The organism is Croceicoccus sp. YJ47 (assembly GCF_016745095.1).
Taxonomy (GTDB): Bacteria; Pseudomonadota; Alphaproteobacteria; order Sphingomonadales; family Sphingomonadaceae; genus Croceicoccus.
On the sequence record NZ_CP067087.1, the window covers coordinates 3229667 to 3255287 of the forward strand.

General features: G+C 63.1%; 23 protein-coding genes, 2 tRNA genes and 2 pseudogenes. 7 read left to right on the top strand and 20 right to left on the bottom strand.

The annotated features are described in order from the left end of the window. The first annotated feature begins 45 nt into the window (after positions 1–45). Positions 46–1140 (top strand): DUF475 domain-containing protein, encoded by a 1095-nt coding sequence (locus tag JD971_RS15745; RefSeq protein ID WP_202084865.1) that lies wholly within the window; start codon positions 46–48, stop codon positions 1138–1140. 53 nt (positions 1141–1193) lie between these two features. Here the strand turns inward: JD971_RS15745 and JD971_RS15750 are convergent, their stop codons facing one another. After that, complete coding sequence (locus JD971_RS15750; RefSeq protein ID WP_202084866.1) at positions 1194–1475, bottom strand: hypothetical protein; 282 nt, start codon at positions 1473–1475, stop codon at positions 1194–1196. Positions 1476–1500: 25 nt separating this feature from the next. On the opposite strand from JD971_RS15750, the gene JD971_RS15755 reads away from it, so the two are divergent. Next, positions 1501–2220 carry a winged helix-turn-helix domain-containing protein gene (locus JD971_RS15755; protein WP_202084867.1) on the top strand — a complete coding sequence of 240 codons (720 nt, stop codon included), beginning with the start codon at positions 1501–1503 and terminating at the stop codon, positions 2218–2220. A 5-nt stretch (positions 2221–2225) separates the two neighbouring features. Here the strand turns inward: JD971_RS15755 and JD971_RS16700 are convergent. From JD971_RS16700 to JD971_RS15795, 9 genes and pseudogenes are all read right to left on the bottom strand, one after another. Continuing rightward, positions 2226–2483: pseudogene (locus JD971_RS16700) on the bottom strand (SLC13 family permease); the annotation flags it as partial. Further along, positions 2383–4017, bottom strand: a complete 1635-nt coding sequence (locus tag JD971_RS17245; protein WP_371809671.1) for an SLC13 family permease — start codon at positions 4015–4017, stop codon at positions 2383–2385. The pseudogene JD971_RS16700 and the gene JD971_RS17245, both read right to left, overlap by 101 nt. Before the next feature lie 86 nt (positions 4018–4103). Further along, a tRNA-Leu gene (locus JD971_RS15765) sits at positions 4104–4187 on the bottom strand. A gap of 56 nt (positions 4188–4243) precedes the next feature. Continuing rightward, on the bottom strand, positions 4244–5065 hold the full coding sequence (locus JD971_RS15770) for an inositol monophosphatase family protein (RefSeq protein ID WP_202084868.1): 822 nt from the start codon (positions 5063–5065) through the stop codon (positions 4244–4246). A 40-nt stretch (positions 5066–5105) separates the two neighbouring features. After that, positions 5106–5669 (bottom strand): elongation factor P, encoded by a 564-nt coding sequence (gene efp, locus JD971_RS15775; protein WP_202084870.1) that lies wholly within the window; start codon positions 5667–5669, stop codon positions 5106–5108. Positions 5670–5804: 135 nt separating this feature from the next. Continuing rightward, positions 5805–6440: a dTMP kinase gene (gene tmk / locus JD971_RS15780; protein WP_236672407.1), complete on the bottom strand. Its 636-nt coding sequence runs from the start codon at positions 6438–6440 to the stop codon at positions 5805–5807. A gap of 5 nt (positions 6441–6445) precedes the next feature. After that, the gene (locus tag JD971_RS15785; protein ID WP_202084874.1) at positions 6446–6847 is read right to left on the bottom strand and encodes a hypothetical protein; all 402 of its coding nucleotides are present in this window, start codon (positions 6845–6847) and stop codon (positions 6446–6448) included. A 38-nt stretch (positions 6848–6885) separates the two neighbouring features. Continuing rightward, a pseudogene (locus tag JD971_RS17250) lies at positions 6886–7674 on the bottom strand (D-alanyl-D-alanine carboxypeptidase family protein); the annotation flags it as partial. 31 nt (positions 7675–7705) lie between these two features. Beyond that, positions 7706–8746, bottom strand: a complete 1041-nt coding sequence (locus JD971_RS15795) for a lytic transglycosylase domain-containing protein (protein WP_236672150.1) — start codon at positions 8744–8746, stop codon at positions 7706–7708. A gap of 144 nt (positions 8747–8890) precedes the next feature. On the opposite strand from JD971_RS15795, the gene JD971_RS15800 reads away from it, so the two are divergent. Both JD971_RS15800 and JD971_RS15805 read left to right on the top strand, forming a co-directional pair. Continuing rightward, positions 8891–8980 (top strand) — tRNA-Ser (locus JD971_RS15800). 130 nt (positions 8981–9110) lie between these two features. Then, on the top strand, positions 9111–9770 hold the full coding sequence (locus tag JD971_RS15805; protein WP_202084878.1) for a hypothetical protein: 660 nt from the start codon (positions 9111–9113) through the stop codon (positions 9768–9770). An 11-nt stretch (positions 9771–9781) separates the two neighbouring features. Here JD971_RS15805 and JD971_RS17255 read toward each other — a convergent pair whose 3' ends face one another. The 9 genes from JD971_RS17255 to JD971_RS15845 form a co-directional block, all read right to left on the bottom strand. Continuing rightward, positions 9782–10027: an HGGxSTG domain-containing protein gene (locus JD971_RS17255; protein WP_371809673.1), complete on the bottom strand. Its 246-nt coding sequence runs from the start codon at positions 10025–10027 to the stop codon at positions 9782–9784. After that, positions 10024–10758 carry a hypothetical protein gene (locus JD971_RS15810; protein ID WP_202084880.1) on the bottom strand — a complete coding sequence of 245 codons (735 nt, stop codon included), beginning with the start codon at positions 10756–10758 and terminating at the stop codon, positions 10024–10026. The genes JD971_RS17255 and JD971_RS15810 overlap by 4 nt, the downstream gene beginning before the upstream one ends. A gap of 98 nt (positions 10759–10856) precedes the next feature. Beyond that, positions 10857–12146 carry an AAA family ATPase gene (locus JD971_RS15815; protein WP_202084881.1) on the bottom strand — a complete coding sequence of 430 codons (1290 nt, stop codon included), beginning with the start codon at positions 12144–12146 and terminating at the stop codon, positions 10857–10859. Further along, complete coding sequence (locus tag JD971_RS15820) at positions 12143–13066, bottom strand: toprim domain-containing protein (protein ID WP_202084883.1); 924 nt, start codon at positions 13064–13066, stop codon at positions 12143–12145. The genes JD971_RS15815 and JD971_RS15820 overlap by 4 nt, the downstream gene beginning before the upstream one ends. Then, complete coding sequence (locus tag JD971_RS15825) at positions 13063–13374, bottom strand: MarR family winged helix-turn-helix transcriptional regulator (RefSeq protein WP_202084886.1); 312 nt, start codon at positions 13372–13374, stop codon at positions 13063–13065. Before JD971_RS15825 ends, JD971_RS15820 begins: the two co-directional genes overlap by 4 nt. Next, a complete protein-coding gene (locus JD971_RS15830; protein WP_202084888.1) occupies positions 13367–13552 on the bottom strand; it encodes a hypothetical protein in 186 nt (61 codons plus the stop codon). The genes JD971_RS15825 and JD971_RS15830 overlap by 8 nt, the downstream gene beginning before the upstream one ends. Positions 13553–13555: 3 nt before the next feature. After that, positions 13556–13750, bottom strand: a complete 195-nt coding sequence (locus JD971_RS17260; protein WP_371809674.1) for a helix-turn-helix domain-containing protein — start codon at positions 13748–13750, stop codon at positions 13556–13558. 98 nt (positions 13751–13848) lie between these two features. After that, the gene (locus tag JD971_RS15840) at positions 13849–15561 is read right to left on the bottom strand and encodes a hypothetical protein (RefSeq protein WP_202084892.1); all 1713 of its coding nucleotides are present in this window, start codon (positions 15559–15561) and stop codon (positions 13849–13851) included. A 557-nt stretch (positions 15562–16118) separates the two neighbouring features. After that, entirely contained in the window at positions 16119–17366 is a 1248-nt protein-coding gene (locus JD971_RS15845; protein ID WP_202084894.1) for a site-specific integrase, read from the bottom strand. 465 nt (positions 17367–17831) lie between these two features. Here JD971_RS15845 and JD971_RS15850 point away from each other — a divergent pair, with 465 nt between their 5' ends. Then, entirely contained in the window at positions 17832–19022 is a 1191-nt protein-coding gene (locus JD971_RS15850) for a glycoside hydrolase family 6 protein (protein WP_236672151.1), read from the top strand. On the opposite strand, the gene JD971_RS15855 is transcribed toward JD971_RS15850, so the two are convergent. Further along, positions 19019–20116: a LacI family DNA-binding transcriptional regulator gene (locus tag JD971_RS15855; protein WP_371809758.1), complete on the bottom strand. Its 1098-nt coding sequence runs from the start codon at positions 20114–20116 to the stop codon at positions 19019–19021. The genes JD971_RS15850 and JD971_RS15855 overlap by 4 nt on opposite strands. Before the next feature lie 116 nt (positions 20117–20232). On the opposite strand from JD971_RS15855, the gene JD971_RS15860 reads away from it, so the two are divergent. Continuing rightward, positions 20233–22704 carry an exo 1,3/1,4-beta-D-glucan glucohydrolase gene (locus JD971_RS15860; protein WP_202084896.1) on the top strand — a complete coding sequence of 824 codons (2472 nt, stop codon included), beginning with the start codon at positions 20233–20235 and terminating at the stop codon, positions 22702–22704. Positions 22705–22741: 37 nt separating this feature from the next. Then, positions 22742–25378, top strand: a complete 2637-nt coding sequence (locus JD971_RS15865; protein WP_202084899.1) for a TonB-dependent receptor — start codon at positions 22742–22744, stop codon at positions 25376–25378. Positions 25379–25621 lie beyond the last annotated feature (243 nt).

Sequence of the window (25621 nt, forward strand, 5' to 3'; positions counted from 1 at the left end):
CCGATCCTGCACCTTTACCGCAACGCTTATTCAGGTTGAACCGTCTTGCAGACATTCCTTGCCCATTACAAAGGCTCGTTCCTTTTCACCTTCGTGGCGCTGGCGCTTTCCGTATGGCTTGGATTTGCGCAGGGCGACGGGGTGTCGGGCATGCTTTCGGTCCTGTGGATCGTGGTCGTGCTCTCGATCCTCGAAATATCGCTGTCGTTCGACAATGCGGTCGTCAATGCCACGGTCCTGCGCGACATGGACGAAAAATGGCAGCGGCGCTTCCTCACCTGGGGCATCGCGATTGCGGTGTTCGGCATGCGCATCGTGTTTCCGCTCGCCATCGTGGCGATCGCGGCCAGCATCGGCCCGATCGAGGCGTTGAACCTGTCGCTGAACGATCCGGAAACCTATGAGGCGCTGGTATCCGACGCGCATATCGGCATAGCCGGTTTCGGGGGCGCGTTCCTCACCATGGTGGGGCTGAAATTCTTTTTCGACGCGGACAAGGAAGTCCACTGGATCAGTGTGATAGAACGCTTCCTTGCCAAGGTTTCGAATATCGATGCGGCGGCTATCGCCGTCCTCGTGCTGGCGCTCTATCTCATATCGCTGGCGCTTCCCGATGCGGAGGCACTGACCTTCCTGGCATCGGGCATGCTGGGCCTGCTGACCTATATCGTGGTCGAGGCGATCGGGACGCTGCTCGACATGGCGGACAACAACGCCGCATCGGGCGCGGCGCGGTCCGGGCTCGGCGGGTTCCTCTATCTCGAGGTGCTCGACGCGAGCTTCAGCTTTGACGGGGTGATCGGGGCGTTCGCGCTCACCAACAACATGCTCATCATCGCCCTGGGCCTTTCCATCGGCGCGATGTTCGTGCGGTCGATGACCATTCACCTGGTGCGGGCGGGCACGCTTTCGCAATATCGCTATCTCGAACATGGGGCGTTCTGGGCGATTATCGTGCTGGGCGCGATCATGCTGGCGTCCGCGGTCGTGCATATCCCCGAAACGATCACCGGGCTGATCGGCGCGACGCTGATCGGGTTGTCGCTGCTCTGGTCGATCCGCCATGCGCGCAAGCATCCCGAGGACGCCGCGGAGGCCAATGCTGAGGCCGGACCGTCCGGCGGGCCCGTTTCCTCCTGATCCGCGTATGGACCCGCCGCACATTACGGCGGGTCCATCGGCGGTCTGGACGTTCAGTTAGCCAGATTGTCCGCGGCATCGTTGGCCGCATCGCCCACGCTTTGCGCGGCATTGCCCACATCGCCGGCGGCCTCGGCAATGGCGTTGTCCTTGGCGACTTCGGCCCCGCTCCCCTGCATCAGGAAAAACCCGCCGACCAGCACGGCCAGAAGAAGCACCGCGAAAATCGCCCACCCGGCCCCGCCGGATTTGCGGGGGCTGTCGTGATAGACTTCGGTATGCGTGTGCGTGTTGCCTTCGGGCGTGCGGGTTTCGGTGACGCGTTCTTCGACCATGGCGGCCTCCTTGTTTATCCAGTCCTTGAAAACTCCGGACAGGAGGATTCCGTTCCGCGCGGAGGCGGCGGCGCGGAATTTCGTTGCGCTCGTCGCCTGTTCGTCGGACAAGCACCGGATGGAGGTCGCCCCCGACATTCTTGCCGACACCACCGCGCCGGAGCGCGAGGAATGGGTCGCCGCGATGGCTGCCCTTCCCGCCATTCCCGTCCCGGCGACGCTGTCCTGCGTCAGCCTGTCCCTCCCCGACGCGCCACTACGGATTGCCGCGCGGCACAGCGAGGGGCGCATCGTCCTCGCGCTCGCCACCGCGGCGCAGATCCGGGAGCGTGAGGACGCGCTTGAGCAGGGGGTCGACGAATTCCTGCAAAGTGGCCCTGTCGAACCGGCCGATCTGCGTGCGCGGCTGCGTTTCCTGGAAAACGGGGCGGCGCGGCCGGACGGTGTGGAATTCCATCCGCCGGCAACCGTACGGATCGACGGACGCGATGTCGTGTTACGGGAGCGGGGCGCAGGCGTGTTCGCGCTTTTATGGGCGGCGCGGGGCGGGTTCGTGACGCATGAGACGCTGCTCGCGCAGACATGGGGCGAACATGCGGCAGGACGCCGCGAATATCTGCGCGTGGCGATCGGTCACATGCGGCACGCGCTGGAACCGGAACCCGATCTGCCGCGCTATATCCTCAGCGAACCGGGCGTCGGATACCGGCTGGGCGATGGAACGCCGCGCCATAACATCGCGTAATCTCGCTACATCCCGTAAAATATAACCAAGAGGATCGAGAGCGTCGTCGCCATCAACAGCACGAGCGGCACGCCGGTCCGAAGGTAATCGGCAAAGTCGTAGCCGCCCTCCTCCATGATCAGCATGTTGGTCTGATACGCGATCGGCGTCGCATAGCACAGATTACACCCGAACAGCACGGCGAGGATCAGCGGCTCCTGCGGCAGGTTCAGCGTGTTGGCAATGTTGAAGGCGATGGGCGTGCCCACGGTCGCCGCCGCCGCGTTCGACGCAAAATTGGTCAGCAGCGTCACGAACAGCATGATCGCGACCAGCACGCCACGCCGGCAGATATTGCAAGCCCGCCGACATCACCAAGCCCAGCCATTCCGCCGCCCCGCTTTCGAGGATGATGCGCCCGATCGCGATGCTCGCCGCGACGAGCACGATCACATTGGCGGACAGGGCGCGCCCGACCCGGTCGAATTTCACGCAGCCGGTCACGAACATCGCGATCGCCCCGCCCAGCGCCGACACCGCGATCGGCCAGAGCCCGATGCTGGCCGACAGAACCGCGCCCAGCATGATCGCCGCGGCCAGCACAGCCTTCGACCGGCGAGGCACTTCCTTCGCCCCTTCGAGCAGGAGCAGGCGATCCGTCTCGGCAAATTCCTCGATCTCGGCGAGCGATCCCATGACGAGCAGCACGTCGCCGACCTTGAGCGTCAGTTCCGAATATTCATGGCGGCCGCGGTCGTCGGATTTCTTCTGCTGATGAATGCCGAGCACGGCGACGCCGAATTGCCCCGCCACGCCGGACGACGGAATCGTCAACCCGACGAGCCGCGATTCGGCGGTAATCGCCATTTCGACGACGATCACGTCGAGCCTTTGCCTGCGGGCGGCGGCGCGGATGCGTTCGACCACCCAGGCCGGTGCGACCCGCCCCTTGAACACGCGCATCGCCTCTTCGAGGGCGCGATGCGTGCCGCTTACGGGAATGCGCGAACTCGCCGTGATCTGCCGGTCCTGCGGTCCTTCGAAGGCGAAACCTTCAGGCAGACGATCGGCAAGGTCGTTCGGCGTCATGCCGATGAGCTCATTGTCCTCGTCAATGCGCAGGGTCGCGGAAAACCGCCGTTTCGTGCGCATCGCGGTCAGGCCATTGTCCGGCAGGAGCCGCGGCATCACCAGCCAGAGATAGGGGATCGCCACCAGCGCGGCGAGCAGCACGATCGGCGTGAAATCGAACACGCGCAGCGGCGGCATGCCCAGATCCTCGGCAATGGACACGACGAGCAGGTTGGTCGACGTGCCGATCGTCGTCGCCATCCCGCCGATCAGCACCGCAGCGTTGAGCGGGATCAGCGTTTTGGATGCCGGCATCGCGCCGCGTTCGGCCAGTTGTACGAACACCGGAAGCAGGAGCACCAGCACCGGCGTATCGTTGACCATCATCGACAGCCCCATCGCCAGCATGAGCGACACCAGCATGCCGACCTGCGGATTGAACTTCCACACGCGGTCGAGGAACAGCGTCGCCGGCTCCAGCGCGCCGGTGACCACCAGCCCGCGGCCCATGATCATCAGCGCGCAGATGGTGATGAGCGCCGGGTGGCCGAAACCGCTGAACGCGACGGCGAGCCCGGCATTCCGGTCGATGGAATCAAGCGGCCAGAAATAGAGGCCCAGCGCGATGATCGCGATGGTGACGAGGCTGACGATTTCGGTCTTGATCCGCCCGCGCGCAAAGGCGACGAACATCGCGATGGTCAGCGCCATCGCGGCAGCGGCGTGATAGGACGGCAAGCCCGGCATAGACCAAAAGTCCTAACACCCTGCGAGACGAAGCGCCATATGGCGCCTCGATCCGCCCACCGGGGCGACATTCGCATTCCATGAAATGGTGCCCCTGGCCCGACTCGAACGGGCACGTCTTGCGACAAACGATTTTGAGTCGTTCGCGTCTACCATTCCGCCACAGGGGCACAGCCGCCCTGTCACAGGCGGCGCTCACCGGCCTTAGCCGGGTGGGCTGCGCGCATCAATCCCCCTTGAGCGCGCCCACGAGAAGCTTGTGCAGCCGCGAATGGATCGCGTCATTCCCGGCCAAAACGGTCTTGTCGCACACGGGGAGAGAACGCCCCTTCCAGTCGGACACGAAACCGCCCGCCTCGCGGATGAGCAGGCACCCGGCAGCCGTATCCCACGGGCTGAGATCGCTTTCCCAGAACCCTTCGTAGCGGCCCGCCGCCACCCATGCGAGATCGAGCGAGGCCGCGCCGAACCTGCGCAACCCGGCCACGCGCGGGCCGATGGCATTGGCGATCTTGGACCATTCGGCGAAATTGCCATGCCCGCCATAAGGCGTGCCCGTCGCGATCAGCGAATCGGCAAGGTCGCGGCGCGCCGACACGCGCAGCCGCGCATCGTGGAGCCACGCCCCGCGCGACTTTTCGGCCCAGAAGCTTTCGTCCGTGATCGGCTGGTAGACCAGCGCGGCGGTCACCTCGCCCCAACCGCTGCGGTCGAGCTTGGGCTCCTGCACCGCGATCGAAATCGCGAAATGCGGCATGCCGTGGAGGAAGTTGGTCGTCCCGTCGAGCGGATCGATGATGAAGCGCGGCTTGTCGTCGTCGCCTTCGATCGTGCCGCCTTCCTCCATGAGAAAGCCCCAGCCCGGCCGTGCGGCGCGCAATTCGTCCCACAACGTGCGTTCGGCGGCGCGGTCCGCCTTCGACACGAAATCGGCCGGTCCCTTGCGGCTGACCTGAAGGTGCTCGACCTCGCCGAAATCGCGGCGCAGGCGCGAACCCGCCTTGCGCGCGGCGCGTTCCATGACGCGGATGATGCCGGAAAGGGCCATTCTTCTATTCGCTTTTCAAATCAGGGGCGTAAGGGAAAGATCAGCTGACCTTGCCGACATAGCTGCGCTCGTACACGTCGACGATGATGCGGGTGCCGCTCTCGATATGGGGCGGGACCATGACGCGCACGCCATTGTCGAGCACGGCTGGCTTGTAGCTTGAGGAGGCGGTCTGCCCCTTCACCACGGCATCGGCCTCGACGACCTGGGCCTCGACCTGCTCGGGCAGGGCAACGCTGATCGGGCGCTCGTCATACATTTCGAGTGTGACCTGCATGCCATCCTGAAGGAAGGCGGCAGCATCGCCGAGCAGGTCGGCGGGAAGCTGGATCTGTTCGAACGTGTCGGTATCCATGAAGACGAGGCTTTCGTCATCGGCATACAGATACTGAAAATCCTTGAGGTCGAGGCGCACTTTCTCGACCGTGTCGGCGCTGCGGAACCGCACGTTGGTCTTGCGCCCGTCGATCAGGTTCTTCATCTCGACCTGCATGTAGGCACCGCCCTTGCCGGGCTGCGTGTGCTGAATCTTGGCGACCTTCCAGATGCCTTTTTCATATTCGAGAATATTGCCGGGGCGAATGTCGACGCCGCTGATCTTCATGGGTGTGGACCTTGAATGGTTTGCAAAAAAACTGTCGATTGTTCGGATATGTCGCGGCCCTTAGCCGGTGCAACCTTTCGGCACAAGGCGCAGCATGGATCCGCGCCCCTGCGTCATGAACGCATCACGGCCGCATCACCCCCGCGCATCGAGCCATGCGTCGACCGCGGCGAGCGCATCGGCAATCACCCGGTCCTGCGATCCGGAGGCATCGATGACGACATGCGCCGCGCGATCCGCCGCCGCCTGATCGAGGAAGGATTGCCGCACCCGCGCGTGAAATTCCTGCGTCAGCGTTTCAAAACGGTCCTCCCCGCTGCCATCGCGCGTCAGCCGTTTGCGGCTGCGCGCAAGGCCGGTCCCGGCATCGAGGTCGAGCACGACGGTCAGGTCGGGGAAAAAATCGCCGATCGTGCGGGCGTGCAACATGCGGATGAAATCCACCGGAAGCCCGCGCCCCGCCCCCTGGTACGCGATGGTGGAGCCGACGAACCGGTCGCACACGACCCAGCGCCCGGCATTGAGCGCGGGGCGGATCGTGCGCCGCACATGTTCGATCCGCGCCGCCGTCATCAACAACAGCTCGGACCGATCGTCCCAGGAATCGTCCGCGCCCGACAGGATCAGCGCACGGATCGCATCGCCCTGCGGCGATCCGCCCGGCTCGCGCGTGGCCACCACATCATTGCCGCGCTGCGTCAGGTGATCGGCAAGCGCCTGCGCAAAGCCGGTCTTGCCGCACCCGTCGATCCCCTCGACCGCGATGAACACCCCCGTCAATCGACCAGCCCCAGCAAGCCGTTGCGCAATTGCTGCCAGCGATTGGCAGGCGCGACATCCTCCATTGCGACGAGATCCATCCGGCTCGCCTTGCCGTTGCCGTTCTCGACGTGCAGTTCGGCGATGCGCTCCCCCTTGCGGATGGGCGCGACGACCGGACCTTGATAAACGATGCTGACGGACGGGTTCGGCGCCTTGCCGATGGGGGTGGTGACGAAAACGGGGCGCGGCGCGGCGACCGCGACGCTGGTGTGGCTGCCGCCCTGCACCTTGACCCGGCCGATTTCCGCGTCCTTCCCGAACAATCGCGTCGCCGACCATTCGCCAAAACCCCATTCCATGAAATCGCGCGAGATCTGCTTGCGCTCCCGCGAGGTTTCGGTGTTGCCCACCACCATGATGAGCCGTAGCGCCCGTCCCGCTGTGCCGAGCCGACGAAGCCATAACCCGCCTCGTTGGTAAAGCCGGTCTTCAACCCGTCCGCGCCCGCCACCGCGCCCAGGATCGGGTTGTGATGCTTTTGCGTGATGTCGTTGAAGCTGAATTCCTCCATCGCGAAATAGCGCCGGTAAAGATCGGGATGATCGGTCAGGATCGCCTTGGCCAGCTTGGCGAGATCGCGCGCACTGGTGTAGGTGCGCCCCTCGTCCGGCCAGCCATTGGGCGTGTTGAAATGGCTGTCGGTCATGCGCAGCTTGCGCGCCTCCGCGTTCATCTCGCGGGTAAATCCGTCCACGCTGCCCGAAACCCCCTTGGCCAGCACGACGCAGCCGTCGTTTGCCGACACCGTCACGATCCCGGCGAGCAACGTATCGACGGTGATCCGGTCGCCAGCGCGCACGAACATGGACGACCCGCGCCGGCTCCACTGCCGGGCGGTTTCGGGATCGACGGTGATGACCTGATCGAGAGCGATGCGGCCTTCTTCCACCATCTCAAAGGCGGTGTAGGCGGTCATCAGCTTCGTCAGCGAGGCGGGAATGAACCGCCGGTCGGTTTCGCGGGCGAGCAGGGTCCGGCTGGAGCCCAGATCGTACATCAGCGCGATGGGCGCACCGTCGAGGCTTTGCGGAGGGGCGGGCGCAAGCGGCGGGGCGGGCCCGCCCGAGGCCGCGCCCCCTGCCCCGTCGCCGCGATCCGCCTGTGCGTAAAGAAGCGGCGCGCCGCCCAGCATCACGGCCGCGGTCAGGCCGAAAAGCGTTCGGCGAAGGGTCAATCCGGTCATGTCATCCCGTCATCAGCGCGGCGGCGTCGGATCAACGCCTTATCGCATCGGCCAGCAGCCCTACCGAAAGCGCGTAATAGTTGGAACAGTTGTAATCGAGAATCACGCGATAGTTCGAGGTCAGCAGATAGGCCGTGTTCCCGCGCCCGTCGGGTTCGAACAATACGGCGAAACTGTCGTCCGGGATCGCGCGTTGCGGACGAATGCCGAGCGCCTTCCATTCGCGCACGGTCTTCCACTGGCTATGCCGGGCGAAGACGCGCGGACAACGCGGCGCAACGAGGTCGGTGCGTTGCGGGCCCATGTCGAACCCGGCCGGTACGGCGGCGGGCACGCCCCAGGGTTCGCCCGGACGCCAGCCCGCACTTTTAAAATAATTTGCGATGGAATGCAGCGTATCGGCATTGCTGTTCCAGATATCGCGGTCCCCGTCCCCGTCGCCATCGACGGCGAGACGCAGCCACACGCTCGGCAGGAATTGCGGATTGCCGAACGCGCCGGCCCAGCTCCCCTCCAGCTGCGAACGTGCGACACCCTGGTCGATCATCTTGAGCGCGGCGATGAGCTCGCCTTCGAAGAGGTCGCGGCGGCGCCCTTCATACGCCAGCGTCGCGAGCGAGCGCGGCAGGTCGAACCCGCCCATGTAGCTGCCGTAATTGGTTTCATGCCCCCAGATCGCGACGAGCACCTCGCCCGGCACGCCATAGCGCCGCTCGATCTCCGGAAAGAGCGAGGCATTGCGCGCGTAGGCGCGGATGCCGCCATTGATCCGCGCGGAATCGACATGACGCTCGCGATAGGGGGCAAAGGGGGGCGGCACCGAATTGGGGTTGGACGCCTGCGGGCGGTCGAGTTCGACCACGCGGGGATTGAGCGTGAGACCCGAAAGCCCCGCGGCGATCGCGCGATCCGACACGCCCTGCTGCCGCGCACGGGCGGCAACCTGATCGAGATAGGCATCGAAGCCTGCCTGCGTGAGCGTCTGCGCCGATGACGGCGCGGCCAGCAAAAGCGCGACGGCGGCACCGGCGAACGAGGGAAGGCGCACGGCGGCGCGAAGTTTTTTCAGCATGTTCAGGCTCATGGCACAGGAACACGGCCGTGTGAATTGCGACATGCGACGAATGCCCCCCCATGCGCGATGTGGCGTGACAAAGCCGGCGCTTTTGGCTAGCGACGCAGCCGCGATTGCCGCGACGAACGATGGCGATGATGTGGAAGCGTGGCCGAGCGGTTGAAGGCACCAGTCTTGAAAACTGGCATACGGGCAACCGTATCGTGGGTTCGAATCCCACCGCTTCCGCCACATGGCGTTGAATTTATTTTGTTTTCTTGCCTTATATCACATTGTTCCCATGATGGCTCCCTGATACGATCATCACTTGCATCTCACTTTCCAAGCGTCGATGAATCGCGCTGACTGAAGGGAGATGATAATGAGCGCGATAGAATGGCTAACCTCTGGCCTTCTTGTAGCCACGGTCATATATGCGGGACTGACCTATTGGCTTGCGCAAACGACAGCAAAGCAAGTCTGGGAGAATAACCGGGCAATTTTGATTGCTACACTGTCTCTCCATCAGGGAGGCAATATGATTCATCTGGTTATTAAAAATATTGGTCGGGGGCCAGCGCGCCAATGCCGCCTAACTGTCGATTCCGATGTGCATTCAACATTTGGTGGAAAAACATTGCGCGAAACGGTTGCTTTCAAGCGAACAATTGAAGCGTTACCTATCGATTTTGAGTGGCATTACGGATTGGGTCAGCCTCACCTCTGGCTTGGGTCAGACGATCGCGAAAATTTCCCTTTGCTGTTCAACGTTACGGTAGAATATGAAAGCGGAGGTAAGCTTATAACCGATTGTTTTGCGATCGACTTAGAAGCGCTTCTTCAAGGACCATCCAACCGAGACGATGGCAGCAGATTTTTTTTCGATATGCCGCAGAAATATGAGCGACAATCCAACGCCCTTAACTCAGGGATTAATAGAATTGCCAAATCGCTAAATGCATTGCAGCTAGACAAAAAACCCGTTCCCTTTCGTTCCTGGTCGAAAACGTTTCGCCGATCTTCATCGCGTCACCGCCGGTAACGTGTAGCCATTTAGTCGCAAACCAGGCGCGCAATTGCCCTCACATATCGCACCGCCTCCAGCGTCTTTGCCGAATAGCCGCCATGCTTGCGGGCATTCTGATTGCCCCTAGGCGCTCCGGGGTTCGTCCCGCCGTGCATACGGCACCGCTTCCGCCCTTTCACGGCTGGGGATTGGCACGCCGTTCCCTTGCGCGTCATGGCCAAGCAGCGCGGGGCCGCTGCCAGTAATTCCGGCTCCATGGCATTGATCCTCATTTTTCGCTGTTCCTCCCCCCTTGACTGACGTTCTCGGCAATTACGGCCTGCCCGCCCCGGTTATCAAAGTGGATATGTTTCACTACCTGTTCCCCACCCCGGCGCATTCGAGCCAGCGTTTCCATTTGCCGCTGAGAGGTGCCCAGCAGCTTCGTGGCGAGGTTTCCGAATGTCTGCGCGGTTGGCGCCCATTCCGCCAATCCAAGTTGGCTTAGCGCGCGAATTGCCGCATCGTGGGTGCAATACATCTGCACCAGCATTAGCGCCTCGGCCTGATCCTGGGGCTTCATGCTTTCGATGAATGACAGCGCGGCATTGTAGCGCGCTTCATTGTCCGCCCCGACTGAGCCGAGATATTTGAGCAGTTCGTTTGCCCGCGCATTCACCGGGTCAATCGAATTGGCCGAAAAGGTTTCGTGCAGCTTGAGCAGAGCCAGCATTTCGCTCTTGCCGGTCGCCTCGATGCTCCAGCCGCCATGGGGCTTGCGGGTCATCTTGACCTTGGCCGGTGCGCCGCGCTTGCGATGATCGCGGATCAGCCGCAACAGTTCGGCCCGCTCGTCCTTGTCGAGCTTGTCGCAGCCGGGAACCTGTTTCTCCAGAATGCGGGTGGCCTCGTCCTCGCTGTCGGTATCGGGAAACGGGATCGTCACAGTCCGCTCTTGCGGCTGGGCACCAGCCTTGCCCTTGCGCGCCGATTGCTTGCGCTTCGCCTTGTTCGTTTCAGTCATAATTCCCGCACCTCCAAAATTGATCCTCGCCAGCATTCACTCGCACCACACCACCACCTCACCCCCCTATAAAGGGGGTGGTGGTGTGGGCAGGTTCGTCACGGGTCCGCGCCCGCACCTTCCGCACTTTCCGCACCACACGTTGCAAGGTGCGGACGGGAACCTATTTCGCTCGCGTCCATCGGTTTGCCGGCGATCACGAAAGGCACTTCCCGGCCATTGATCGCGCGATGCTCCACAGCCAGCGCACCGTTGCGCTTCCACGTCCGAATAATTGCCTTGATGCGCCCCTTGTCGGTTTCAGCGGACAGGCCCGCCACGTTGGCGACAAGGTGGCCAACCCAATCCTTGGCCTGCACGCTTTCCCGCCATTCACCAGCCGCAAGCCGTTGCTGGACGGTGTAGAGGTGCCATGTTGTCAGGCCATGGAATACGTCCGGCTTTTCCCAGAGCGTGGCCACACCGACAAAATCGGATGGTTCGAGCCCTTCGCCATTGTCGAGGCTCTGGCTCTCCAGCTTGATCCAGGTGGCGGAATCGGGAGGCGCGCGATTGGCCTTGCCGGTGTCGATACGCACAAGCGAGCGGCGCAATGCCGGGTCCGCAATACCCAGTTCCTGAGCTTCCTTGTCGCCCATGGGATTGAGCGGGAGCACGACGCGGGCAGCGTCGCGCAAGGCAACCGCGCCTCGCCCATCCTCTGCCGTCACCTCCCGCCCGCCCAGCTTACGGGTATGGTGCACCAGCACGACCGCGCAGCCGGTTTCTTGAGCCAGCCGCTTCCACCGCTTGGCGATAGCGTCGATTGCCTCGTTCGAGCTTTCGCGCACGGCATGGCTGGAAACGAAAGGATCGACGATCACCGTTGCAATCCGCCGTTCGCGGATCGTCGCTGCGAGCTGGACAAACACGTCCTCCGCCAGCGTAAAGCCGTCGCGGTCCTCCCTTGCCGTGCAGAGCGGCTGGACCAGTCCGCTATCGAGGTGGAGCCGGTCCCCGCAATCATCGGGGCCAATGCCATGATACGCACAGGCAGCGGACAATTGCCGTTCCAGTTCGTCGGTGCCATCCTCAAGGTTGAAGATCCACACCGCTTGCGGCCCGCGATGCAGTGGCTTACCCAAAAGCGGGTGCCCGCTGACGAGACAAAGCGCAATCGTGTTGCCGATCGTGCTCTTGCCGGTGCCGCCCGGTGCAATAATCGCGGTCACTTCGCCGCGAAGCAGCCAATGGCCCATGAGCCATTGCCGCCGTGGCAGCGAAGCGGGGTCGGGCCAGCGGTAAGGCGTGGCGCGCAAGGCGGAATGGCCATTGATGCGCGCCGCTGCGTCGTCCGGATGGATTGCGGCATAGTCCATCGGCTGGGGCGCGGTTGCTGCCATCGTCATTCCCCCAGCCGCGCCGCTTCGATGCGTCCGGCAACATCGCCGCGCGGAATGTCCGCAAAATCGGCGCTGGAGTCCGCTGGGCACATTTCCGGCCTTGGGGTGGCCACAACCCCGCCAACGGCCTGAGCAGCCTTTCTGGCGGCTCCCAGCCCGATATTCTCCGATAGGTGGCGGTCATCGTCCGCCGCAATGACAAGTTCGCGCGTTGGGAACAGTTTGCGCATGGCCCGCGCCACGGATTCAAGGTTGCGCGCGGACATCGCGGCGACAACGCCAAAGCCGGTTGCCGAATGGACAGCCGCCATTGTGGCGAAGCCTTCCCCGATTACCAGCGGGCCAGCCGATGGCCTTCCATCGCTCAGGTGCACGCCATGAGGCCAGAACAGGCCAGCCGTGGGAGCATCCTTGCCGAACAGCTTGATACCATCGGGTCGGATGCGCTGCACGTTCCACATTCGAAAGCGGGGATCGACCATAGGCACCAGCAAATCGCGGCCCGCCCGCCGGATGCCGAACGGCTCCAGCGCCTTGGCGACAAGGTAAGGGTGCGCAGGATCGGCGCGGCCGGCATTGGCCCATAGGTCCACCGCGCACCCTGCCGCCGCTTCCTCAGCCTTCAGCCGCTCGCGTTTGCGGGCTAGTTCGGCCTGCCGGATCGAGCGCCGTTCCTGTATAGATAACGCGTGCGTGTGCGCGGAATGCGCAAGAAACCCGTCCGCGCGGAGCATTTCCTTGACCGCCAGCGCATCGGCCCGAGTGCCGTTGTAGCAAGCAACAAGGCAACCATCGGGAGCGTGCGCGCTGGCCTTAATCGCTGTCCCCCGGTCGCGGACAGAATGGCCCGGCGTTGGGATTAGCGCATTGCCCTTGCAGACCTTGCCTCCGTAGTGGCGCGCTATTGCGCGAATATCGACAATCATAGCGCCGCCCTCCCCTTGTCAGTGAGTCTGAGTACGGCTGCGCTCTTGCCGCTGGGATTGCGCCGCCGCGTGCCGGTCGGTTCAATCAGCCCCATGGCTCGCAGTTCCGAAAAGCGCGGCTGGAGCGATTCCCGCGTGACGCCGGATATTGCCACGACCTCTAATGTAGTTGCGTCCCCCAGCCGTGCCAGCAAGTGCATGGCAAGGCGGCGAAGGTGCGAGACGGTCGGAGCGATAGCCTCGGCAGCGTCCTGGCTTGTGCCGTCCGGTCCTTTCGCGCCGGGAATGTCGGGATAGCGATCAGCCATGGTCGCCTCCCTTGAATGCGAGCGCGGCGATCATCGCGGCCAATTCCGGCCTGACGTGATGCCCTGCGATCAAGAATTGCGCCTGAATGGCAAGAGTGGTAGAGGTGGGGAGCGACAGGCCTGCAAAGCTATCGCGCGAAGCCCCGGTGTCAGCCGGGGTTTTGCTTTTGTGAGGCATGGCTCAAACCTCCCCAGCAATTAGAGCGTGCAAACTCTCTGCCGGGATGACAGTGCGCCCACCGATTCGACGTGCGAGCAAACGCCCCGCCGCAATATGCGAGTAGATTGTGGTGCGCCCAAGGCTGGATGCCCTGCAAGCCTCCTTAATGGAGTAGGCGATCTTGGGGAGATCATTGGTTTCGGTGTGCATAGCCATTCCTCGTTTGCTGGCGGTTGCCGTTGAACGAGGCGGAAAATGCGTGGAGTGGACTGTCCTAAATAGCCGTCACGAATTATTAGCGTACCGAAACGCCGTTATGATTTACGACCCGGTTTCGACCTTCCGGCAGCAGGTGCGACCGCACCCCACGCCCGCAAGAAGCCGCGGTGCGACAGGCCTGGAAATTTAGCCTGTGCATCTGATCGAAAATCCTCCTTTTTGCGTTGATTGCTGAGCTCGTTTGTGAACTCCGTCCTCAACCAATCTTTGCATTTACTTTCGGCTCCCACGATAGATTGTGCCCTCGGGACATGAGCTGTCTTACCCCAACCTAACCCGAACAAATTCACAAACTCGGCTCGACTAACTTCAACCTCCCGCCATCCATCATCTTTCCCATGGAATGCTCTTTCAAATATGTCGTGATCTTCCATCAAACCTTCACCTCTCTGAAGCCCCCCGAAGGCCGGTTCAAAACAGGCAAAGTCTCTGAGTTGCAAATCAGTGAGATATTTAGTGTCAGCCCACTTCGTTGCATCGTCATCAGACATTTTCGCCACATACCGCCCTCGAACCCTTATATTCCCGGCGCTGGCTTCATTGGCAAAAGCGGCCATCGCAGTTCGCAAGCCATCCCGCCAGCCGCCCTCTGCGAACGGTCCAAACTCGGATGGCTCCATGAAGCTGAACTCATCGCGGCTCAGCGAGACGGCAAAGGCTATCCACGTCAAAGCCTCTGTAAGCTCGATAAACGGCCTTTCTGGCGGCTCCCGATAGGAAAGCCGATCGGGCCGCGCATCCTGGTCAAACGGGGCGGGGAGCGTCGGCAGATCGCCAATTTCAGCAATATCAGATCGGGAAAGCCATGCCCGAAACTCGGCGCGCGAAACGAAACAACGCCAATCTCCAAATTCCCCAAGGCCGTGCTCCAGCAGCGGATTGAGGGGAAGCCAATTGAAGTTGAAGGCGTTCTCTGCCGCACTCGCATTCTCCCAAGCCCAGCCGGGAAGCGGATGGGAGCGGCCATCTTTCACCAAATGCGCGGTCAAATCGCCCGCCAGCAAGGCGCGGCGCATGGTGAGTGACGTGCGGGCAGTGCGCCTGTGCCGATGCGTTGCGTTCTCGTAGTCAGCATCGAACGGGTCGGCTGGGGGATCAATCCACGGGGCCGGTTCCTGCCCTGCAAGCCGCGTTCTCAGGATGCGGTGCAGGATGCGAACAGCCTTCGATATTCGCAGCCATTGCTTTTCGTCGTCATCATGGAATCGTGATTGCGATTTGCCGTTTTCCCGCGCAGGCTTTTTCGCGGAATCAATCCGCGCGGCGAATTTTGCCCAGTCGTCACGCTTTACAAAGAGCGGCCTGCCATAGAGCCAGCCGCGATCTTTTGGGGGACAATACACGCCGGAAACAACCGTAGCGTAATCAACTTCGACAATCGCGCCGGGAGCTACCAACCGTTCCGGTTCTCCAATTGGAGCAACCCATATCGGCAGTTCCCCGGAACGCATGGCATTGGAAATATGCCTGTCCGCTTCTTCGATATTGGCTCGCCGCCTAAGCCAGTCCGCCCGCTGATCCTCTGGAACGGATTGTGCAAAATCCACCATCCGGGCAGGCAGGTTTGCGGGAGTAGGCCAACCTTCCGAACGCTCCGCAAGATCAATCCGGCAATGCGATAGCTCATAGGAATCGGTGACGGCTGGGCCGCGATGCTCGTCATCATAGCGCGGCTGGCTTGCAGACGCCGGATTATTGAATTGAAGGGGCGCGGGGATCACTACGCCCCGCTCGTCTTTTCGCGCCATACCGCCTCCCTAGCGGCTCCCAGGTTGAGGCGGGGAAGCGCATGGGATGCGCGCTTGTCGGCTGGCCTGCCTATCCCCGCCCGCAATCTATGGTCTCCGGTGGAAGCTTGCCAGCTAGATTAAGCGACAATCTCGAACGTAAAGATTGCTAGCAACCAAAAATGGGCTAAAAAAAGTAGCGATAATGGGAATCTGGCGCACGGGGAGGTCAAATGAAATTAGCAAAAGTGATGATCGCATTAGGAGCATTTTTTGCGTCAACTCAGGCGTCGGCTGAATGCCGTTGGACATTCGTTGACGGCGAACAGAAGCAGCTTTGTGATAGCGCAATAGACTTGCCAGCCATCCGACCCCCGGCGATCGCCCCAATCGTGCCACCTTCCGTTCGCCCAATCCAGCCCCCGGTCATTCCGCCAATTGGCACCAGATCTTGCCGCCAAGCTCAAGTCTGGAACGGAAGCGCCTATGTTTGGCGCACCCTCTGCAATTGATGAGAAACTCCTGGCGGATGCGCGCAGGGGCAGCCGCTAGGAGTTTGATGTATGGCTAATGCGACATTAGGCTAAGTCGGCCTTCCTGATTGGCGTCACCTTGGCACCAGCCGCCGGGATTGTGCCGCAATATGTGGCCCAATCGTCCATGAGCCGCCGCCGCTTTTCGAACAGATCGCCGCGGCGATAAGCCCGCTCAACCTTGTTCTCGATAGTGTGCGCGAGCGCCATTTCGGCAACCTCATGGGCATAGCCGGTGCATTCGGCTGCCCAATCGCGGAAGCCCGAACGGAAGCCGTGCACGGTGGCGTCGACCTTCATGCGGCGCATAAGCATCGCCATTGCCATGCCGGACAGCTTGCCGCCCTTCGCGCCGGGGAACAGATATTTGCTGCTCAGCGGCTTGAGGCTTTCGAGTATGGCAACAGCGCGCGGGGACAATGGCACCCGATGCTCTTTTGCGGCCTTCATGCGGTCAGCTGGGATCGTCCAGATTGCCTTGTCCAAATCGGCCTCAGCCCAAGTCGCGCCGGTCACTTCGCCAGAGCGGGCAGCGGTGAGGATCGTAAATTCCAGCGCCAGCGCCGCAACCGCCTCCCGATTGTGCAACGCGCGGACGAATGCGGGGATTTGCTCATAGGCAATGGCCTTGTGATGGCCGCGCGATAGCCGAGTGCGCGCAGGCAGGATTTGCGCAAGGTGCCCGCGCCAGCGCGCTGGGTTCTCTCCCTGCCGATAGCCACGCGCCTTAGCGCTATCAAGCACAGTTTCTATCCGCCCGCGAATGCGGCTGGCAGTCTCCGCTTTCCTTTTCCAGATCGGCTCAAGGATTTTGAGCACATGCGCGGTTTCGACCTCGGCAGCCGGCAAATCTCCGATCACCGGATAAACGTAGGTGCGGAGCGTGTTGCGCCATTGCTGGCGATGCTTGGGATTGCGCCAGCTTTCTTCGTTCGCGGCGATATAGGCGGTTGCTACGTCCCTGAACGTAGTCCCGGCCACTTTGGCAGCTTGAGCAGCTGCAAGCGCCTGAGCGGCTTCCCTGTCCCGTTCCTCCAGCGGATCAATGCCCGCCTTAACCTTGAGTCGCAGCGCCGCCGCTTCGTCGCGCGCATCGGCAAGCGACATTCCGCCTTGCCCAGCCGCGCCAAGGCCAACGTCCCGCGACTTGCCGTTGAGCATGAAGCGATAGACCCATGAGCGAGCGCCGGTCGGCTTCACAAGCAAGTGCAGCCCACCGCCATCGGCATGACGTCCGGGCTTGGCGTTCTTCACAGTAAGAGGGGTTAGCGCGTTATGAAGCTTCTTTGGCATTTCGGCTCCCTTTTAGGGAATCGAACCAACCGTCGACATCAAGGGCCGTTCCCATAACCGCTCCCTGATAATAGGCTGGTTTTATGGGAATGCAATCGAACAGGTAAGGACAGATGAAAACTATTTTAGAAGATAAACCGCAGCATTTAGTTGGTTTCCAAGGTCAAACTCGAATAACTTTGGCAGATAGTTTGGCGGACACCGCTTCCGCCACATGGCACCGACCAATACCGGGCGCTACATACACGACATCATCGAGATTCGCGGCCTCGTCGCCGATCGGGCGCGGCTTCAAGGCCGAAATCCGGTCCTGCGGCGTAACTTTCGTTCCGTCCCGCGATCCGCGCCGTCGACACAGGCCGTTTCAATACGGCGAAATTGCCATTTTACACCGTCCCGTCGCGCCTTCCGATTGTCACGATCGTGCGATGCTGGCAGACATTGGCGATGGCAAAATTACGGTTCATGGCCTACCTCGCGGCACACATGGCGCTCGGACTGGGCGCTGCGTCTTCGGCGCAGGCGCAGCCCGCTTTATACGTCAATCCTCACAGCACCACCTTCGCCGCGGCGGAACGGCTGGACGGGGAAGCGCGGCGGGATGCTCTCGCCCTCGGCCGCATTCCCACCGCGACATGGTTCTCCGATGGGACGCCCGCCGAAGTGGAACGACAGGTTGCAAGCCTCGTTGACGCAGCGGCGGCAGGGAATGCCCTGCCGGTCCTTGTCGCCTACAACATTCCCGCGCGGGATTGCGCGCTCTATTCCGCCGGGGGCGCGGCGGGCAGCGATGCCTATCGTGCCTGGATCGAAGGCTTTGCAGCCGGCATCGGCGAACGTGCGGCAATCGTCGTGCTCGAACCCGACAGCCTGGGCGCGATCCCCTGGCATCGCACGCTCGACGGCGAGTTGGAGCATTGCCAACCCGGAAGCAGCGCGGACAGCGATGCCGCCGCGACACGGTTTGCGCAATTGAGCGCGGCGGTGGATATCCTCGCCGCCTTGCCCAACGTGCGCATCTACCTCGACGGAACAGGCAGCGGATGGCTCGCCCCGGGCGAAGCCGCCGACCGCCTCATCCGCGCGAATGTCGCCCGCGCGGACGGATATTTCCTCAACGTATCGAATTTCGAAAGCGACCTCCGCCTGCTCCATTACGCGCGCTGGATCAGCGATTGCCTCGCCCTCGTGACAGGGGGAGAAACCGATCCGCGCGCATGCCCGAGCCAATATCATCCCGCCGATTTCGCCGATTCCAGCTCGTGGACCGCGACCGATGCGGCTTATGACGCGCTGTTCGCGCGCGTCGGAATCGCGCGGGAACCGGCATCGCAGAAACACGCAATCATAGATACCAGCCGCAACGGAACGGGATCGTGGGATCCGCCGGCAAACACATATTCCGACGCGGAAATCTGGTGCAATCCGCCGGGGCGCGGGCTTGGCCGACGGCCTGCGCTCGATACCGGCAATCCCTATGTCGATGCGTATCTGTGGATCAAGATTCCCGGAGAATCCGACGGTGAATGCTATCGCGGAACCGGTGGGCCGACCGACCCCGCGCGCGGGATCGCGGCGCCGCGCGCGGGTGGCTGGTTCCCGGCGCAGGCGCGCGAGCTGATCCGGAATGCGGTCCCGCCGTTGATCCGGGATTAGCGCGGTGGTGCGGTCGAACCCCGCACGAACAATTCGTGGGCATGATCGCCGCGCGGAGCCGGTGACGCGGCGTCCTTGCTGCTACCGTCGCGCTCTGTCTCGAGCGCGGCAATGAGCCGGTCGGTCGCGTCCCATGCCAGTTCGCTGACCGGCTGACGCACGGTGGTCAATTGCGGCCACGCCGTACGCGACACTTCGGAATCGTCGAACCCGGCAACCGAGACATCCGCCGGCACAGCCATGCCGCGGTCGCGCACTGCGGCCATGGCCGCCACCGCCATGTCATCGTTCTGCGCCAGAATCGCGGTCGGCTGCGGTGCCCGGCGGAGCAGATCCGCCGCAACGGCATAGCCCACGTCATAGGTGAAATCGCCGGTCACGATCAGATGATCGTCGATCTCCGCCCCGGCCTCCGCGAAGGCCCGGCGATACCCCTCCATCCGCGCCGCGCACGCGGCATGCGAGGGGTCGCCCATGATGATCCCGATGCGGCGATGCCCAAGAGACAGCAGATGTGCGGCGATCGCGTGACCGGCGGCGACCTCGTCGATCGTCGCCACGATCCCGCGCGCCATCTCCCGATGGGGCGTGATCCGCGCATAGGGTACCTTCTGCCGGTCGAGCATTTCGAGCAGATCGTCCTGATCGCAGGCAGGAGGTGCGAGCACCACGCCGTCGAGACCGGCCCGTACGAGCAGGCGCCCCAGTTCGGTCGGCCGGTTGGCCACGTCGCGAAACGGCAGCACCACCAGCCGGAAGCGCGAATCTTCGAGGCGGGCGAGCGCACCGTTCTGCAGTTCGACGACATAGCTCGGGCTCGGCCGTTCGTAGGTCAGCCCGATCAGGTAACTGCGCCGCGCGATCAGGCTCTGTGCCGCGATGTTCGGGTGATAATCGAGTTTCGCCGCCGCGGCGCGCACACGTTCGCGGGCATCGGTGCTGACATGCGGGGCGTCGTTCAGGGCGCGCGAGACCGTCTTGATCGACACCCCGGCGAGTTCGGCGACGTCGACGATCGTGGATCGTTTGGGAATAGCACAGTCTCCGGAAAAAAGCGCGCCGCCGGACCCCTCGCCGACCCTGCCGGCGGGTATGGGTTAGCGACTCTCTTGACACCTGTCGATAGACGCCGGTAAACGTTGTCAGCAACGACGGTAAACGTTGTCATAAGCAGGGAGAGAGACGGGTGCTGTTTGGCAGGGCTAGATTCATGGCGGGAACGATGGCGGGCGCGCTTGGCGCGGCGCTGGCGGCCGCTCCGCTCGCGGCGCAACCGGATCCGTCGGCGGTCGCCGATCCCTCTGTCTGGCTAGCTCTGTCGGCGCCCATCGCGCGCGATGCGGCGATGGAGCAGCGGATCGAGGCCCTGATCGCCGCGATGTCGCTGGAGCAGAAGGTCGGGCAGATCATTCAGGCCGACATCGGAAGCGTCACCCCCGAGGACGTCAGCCGGTATCACCTCGGCTCGATCCTCAACGGCGGCAATTCGACGCCGGGCGGTGCCTATAATGCGCCCGCCCCGCAATGGCTGAAGGCGGCCGATGCGTTTTACGCCGCCTCGATGAAGCGCGATGGCAAGCTGCCGCGCATTCCGATCATCTGGGGCAGCGACGCGGTGCACGGCCACAACAATATCGTCGGCGCCACCTTGTTTCCGCACAATATCGGCCTCGGCGCCGCGCGTGACCCCGAACTGTTGCGCCGCATCGGCGAGATTACCGCAGTCGAGATGCGCGTGACCGGCCTCGACTGGACATTCGCCCCAACGCTCGCCGTGGTGCGGGACGATCGCTGGGGCCGGACCTACGAAGGGTTTGGCGAGACGCCGGAGATCGCCACCGCCTATGCCGCCCCGCTGATCGAGGGGTTGCAGGGAAAGATTGGCGACGAAGACTGGCTGCGCGGCCCGCATATCATCGCCACGGCCAAGCATTTCCTGGGCGACGGCGGCACCACCGGCGGCAAGGACCAGGGCGACACCCGGATTACGGAGACCGGCCTGCGCGATTTGTTCAGCGCGCCGTACCTTCCCGCGATCGAGGCCGGCGTGCAGTCGGTCATGGTCAGCTTTTCAGGCTGGAACGGGGCGAAAATGCACGGCAACCGGTCCTTGCTGACCGGCGTGGTCAAGGATCGCTGGAACTTCGACGGGTTTCTCGTCGGCGACTGGAACGGCCATGGGCAGGTGGTAAGCTGCACCGCAACCGATTGCGCGCAGTCGGTCATCGCGGGCCTCGACATGTACATGGCGCCCGACAGCTGGAAGGCGCTCTACACCTCCACACTGGCGGACGCGCGCGACGGTACGCTGCCGATGGACCGGCTCGACGACGCGGTGCGGCGCATCCTTCGCGTCAAACTGCGCGCCGGGCTTTTCGAGGCGGGCAAGCCGTCCTCGCGCCCCTATGCTGGCGAGTTCGAACGCCTGGGCAGCGCCGACCACCGGGCGGTGGCGCGCGAGGCGGTGCGAAAATCGCTGGTCCTGCTCAAGAATGCGGGCGGCGTGCTCCCCCTCGACAGCGGGGCGAACGTGCTGGTCACTGGCGACGGCGCCGACAATCTCACCAAGCAGACCGGCGGCTGGACGCTGACTTGGCAGGGAACGGGCACCAAGCGATCCGACTTTCCCCATGCGCAGTCGATATGGGAAGGGATCGCGGACGCCGCCACCAGCGCAGGCGGAACCGCGACGCTTTCGCCCGATGGCTCCTATGCGACGAGGCCGGACGTCGCGATCGTCGTGTTCGGGGAAGAGCCCTACGCAGAGTTTCAGGGCGACCGGCCCGACGTCGGCTATGACGATGAGGCCAACCTTTCCCTGCTCCGCTCGCTTCGCGCGAAGGGGATTCCGACCGTATCGGTGTTTCTGTCGGGCCGCGCGATGTGGGCCAATCCCTTCATCAACGCATCGGACGCCTTCGTTGCCGCGTGGCTTCCGGGTTCCGAGGGTGGCGGTATCGCCGATGTCCTGTTCGGCAAAACCGAATTTACGGGCAAGCTGCCGTATAGCTGGCCGAAATCCAGCGATCAGACCGCCTTGAACATCGGCGATGCGGATTACGATCCGTTGTTTCCCTATGGCTTCGGGCTGACCACGGTGGACGACGGCGCGCTTGCGATGCTGCCCGAGGACCGCGCCTCCGCCGCGCCGGTCGACGATAGCGTGCTCTTTGACGCCGGGCGTGCCGGTGCGGGACGGCGATTGCTGATCGGGACGCCGGGCGCGCTCGCGACGAACCCCGGCCCCGACCTCATCACGCTCGAGCGGGCCGACCGCAATGCGCAGGAGGATTCGGTGCGCCTGCGCTTCACCGGCAAGGGCCGCGCCGCAGCCGCCATCGTACAGAACAGCCCGGCGGACCTTACGCGGCAGACCAACGGCGATCTCGCGCTGGAACTGCAATTCAGGGTCAATTCCGCGCCGACCGAGGACGTGACGCTGATGATGACCTGCGGCGAGGGATGCGCTGGCGGCTTTCCGCTCGGCGCGGTGCTGACCAAGGCGGCGCAGGGCGGGGCCTGGACGCGGCTCGCGCTTCCTTTGAGCTGTTTCGAAAAAGCCGGCGTCGACATGGGGCGCATCGATGCGCCGCTGATGCTGGTCACCGAAGGGCGGCTCGATCTTACACTCTCGTCGGCGCGGATCGTGTCGCCGTCGGGCAACCAAGTTTCATGTCAATAAGCACGATCTGCACGGACAGATCGAAGGGGAGGACACCATGACCAATACGAAATTCGCAAGGACATTTGCCACCATCCTGCTGTGCTCCGTCGCAGCCCTGCCTGCACAGGCGCAGACGGCGCCCGCGGACGGCTCCGGGCCGACCGAGGCGCAGGATACGGACGATGACAACAGCGTCATCATGGTAACCGCCAACCGCCGGGAGGAAAATCTGCAGGACGTGGCCGGCGTGGTGCAGGCCATTGATGCCGACCAATTGCGCCAGGACGGCATCAGGGACCTGCGCAATCTTCAGGTCGCCGTCCCCGGGCTCAGCATCGCCAATCAGGAAGGCAATGTGGAAATCTTCATTCGCGGCGTCGGCTCCGCGAACAATACCGAACTGGGCGATCCCGGCGCGGCGCCGCATCTCAACGGGGTCTACATTCCGCGCCCCCGCGGGCTCGGCCTCATGTTCTACGATCTTGAACGGGTGGAGGTGAACAAGGGGCCGCAGGGTACGCTCTACGGCCGCAACGCGCTGGTAAGCACGCTCAACATCATCACCGCCAAGCCGCGGCTCGGCGAATTTGGCGGCTATGCGCAGGCGGAGATCGCCAATCGCTCGTCCTATGGGGCCGAGGGCGCGCTCAACATACCGCTCGGCGACACCATGGCCGTGCGGGCAGCAGGCTATTACGTCAATCGCGACTTCGGCTTTCGCAATGTCTCCACGGGCGAACAGGCAAGCCAGCTCAAGCCCGCGGGCCTGGAAGAGAACTACGCCGGCCGCCTCTCCTTTCTCTGGGAGCCGGACGATCGGCTGAGCATCTCCTTCGTGGGCGATTACGGCATGGAAACGGGCACCGGCTATCCCGGCGCGAATATCTATACCGCGGTCATCGCCACCGGACTGCGGCCCGACAAGCTCGACCTGAAGGACGTCGTCTATCGCGGCATGCAGGGCGACATGGAGAACGAGCTGTGGGGCATACAGGGCCGGCTTGCCTACGAGTTCGACACGTTCACCGCCGAATTCACCGGCAGCTATCGCTCCGTCGATTTCGAGCAGGCCAATGCCAGCAGCGAAGGCATCGACTATCCGGGCCGCGACCTCGATGCGCAGGAGTATGACAATTTCTCGAACAATTTCTGGCAGGCGAAATCCAAGAGCCAGGTCTATGAGCTGCGCCTGTCCGCAAATGACGAGCAGCGCCTGCGCTGGAACCTGGGCGGGTTCTATTTCAAGGAGGACCAGGCGGTCGGCTATCTCGCGCTCGCCGATCGTGGGTATTGCTGTTACTCGGGTACCGAATTCACGATGCCCGACGTCAATGGCGAAAGCTTCGCATTCTTCGGTGACGGGACTTACGACGTCACGGACCGGCTGCGTATCTTCGGCGGGCTGCGCTACACCGAAGAACAGAAGTCGCGCTACGGCATCGGCGGCAACTGGGCGCTGACGCTGGGCGGGGAGGATTTCTCCTGCTGCTTTGGCACGCGTCTGGGGACCGAGGGCTTCCGGCCCAACCTCCTCGGCCGCCCCAATTTCGACGTGAGCGGGATCACGACCCCGCAACAGCGCGCGCAATTCCTGATCGAAGGGATCCGCACGCCCGGCCTTCGCGATACGTTGATCGACCAGATCGGCGCGATCGCGAATGGAACGAACCCCAACGGGACCTGTATCGACCGTCCCGATATCGACAACGGGTTCGTGAACTGTCCGGCAAACGCGAACGGCGGCTTCAGCTTCGTCGAACTCACCATCCCGGATCAGCAGATTGGTCAGGCCGCGTTCGATTTCATCGACTGGCGCGCCGGGATCGAATTCGACGTGAGCCCGGACACCATGCTTTATGCCAAGGTGTCGACCGGCCACAAATCGGGCGGCTTCAACGACAGCTTCAATGGCTCGACCATACCCGAGACATTCAGCCCCGAAGAGATCATCGTGTACGAGGCGGGTAGCCGAAACAGCTTCGACGCGTTCGGACGCCGCGCCATCTTCAACCTGACCGGCTTCTACTACGACTACTCCGATCAGGTTTTTCAGGACCTCACCTGCATCAATCTCGACAACACGCAGGCACCGCCGGTCTGCAACGGCTACTCGCTCGTCAATCGCAACATCGGCGCGTCCCGCATCTACGGCGCGGAGGCCGAGCTCAAGCTGAAACTGCCGGCGAACTATGCGCTCGACCTCAATGCCGCCTATCTCGATACCGAGATCACGAAGGGCGTGGTGGCCGATCCCCGCGCGCAGGATAACGATGCCGGGGGCGAATCCCCGCTCATCAGCCTTGTCGGCAATCGCCTGCCTCTGGCGTCCAAGATGAACCTGAGCGCGCGTCTCTCGCAATGGTTCGACATCGGCGAGGGTCAGTTCGACTGGCAGGCTCTGCTCAATTACCGATCCTCGTTCTTCCTGACCCAGTTCAACGAGGACGACATCGTCTTCCTCGACGGGGATCGGCAGGGGGCGCTCGAAGCCGGCTTTCCCGATCGGCAAAGCGGTTTCGTGACGCTCAATCTCGGGGCGGGCTACACGATCGGGAATTTCCGTCTGGAGGCGTGGGCGAGCAATTTCCTCGACGAGGAGGTTTCGCAAAAGGCGCTGGTGGGCTCTGCCCTCAACATTCGCTTCCTCAACGATGCCCGGACCTACGGCCTGCGCGGGCGCATCACGTTCTAGAGGCCGGGAAACGGGGCACGAGGGTCAAGGGGCCGCATGTTCGCCACGGCGGGCGGCGGCCCCTTCCCTTCCCTGCCCCCCACTCGCCAAGCGGTTCGGCCATGCGCGATCAGGACACGCGCATCCCCTAGCGCAAACGGCGCGAATACGGCGGTCGGTTGCCGCTTGCCCGGGTCATGGAGGTGGCACGGGACAAGTGCCGGCGCCCCTCCATCAGCGCGTCGGACCGGAGATGGGGCGCGG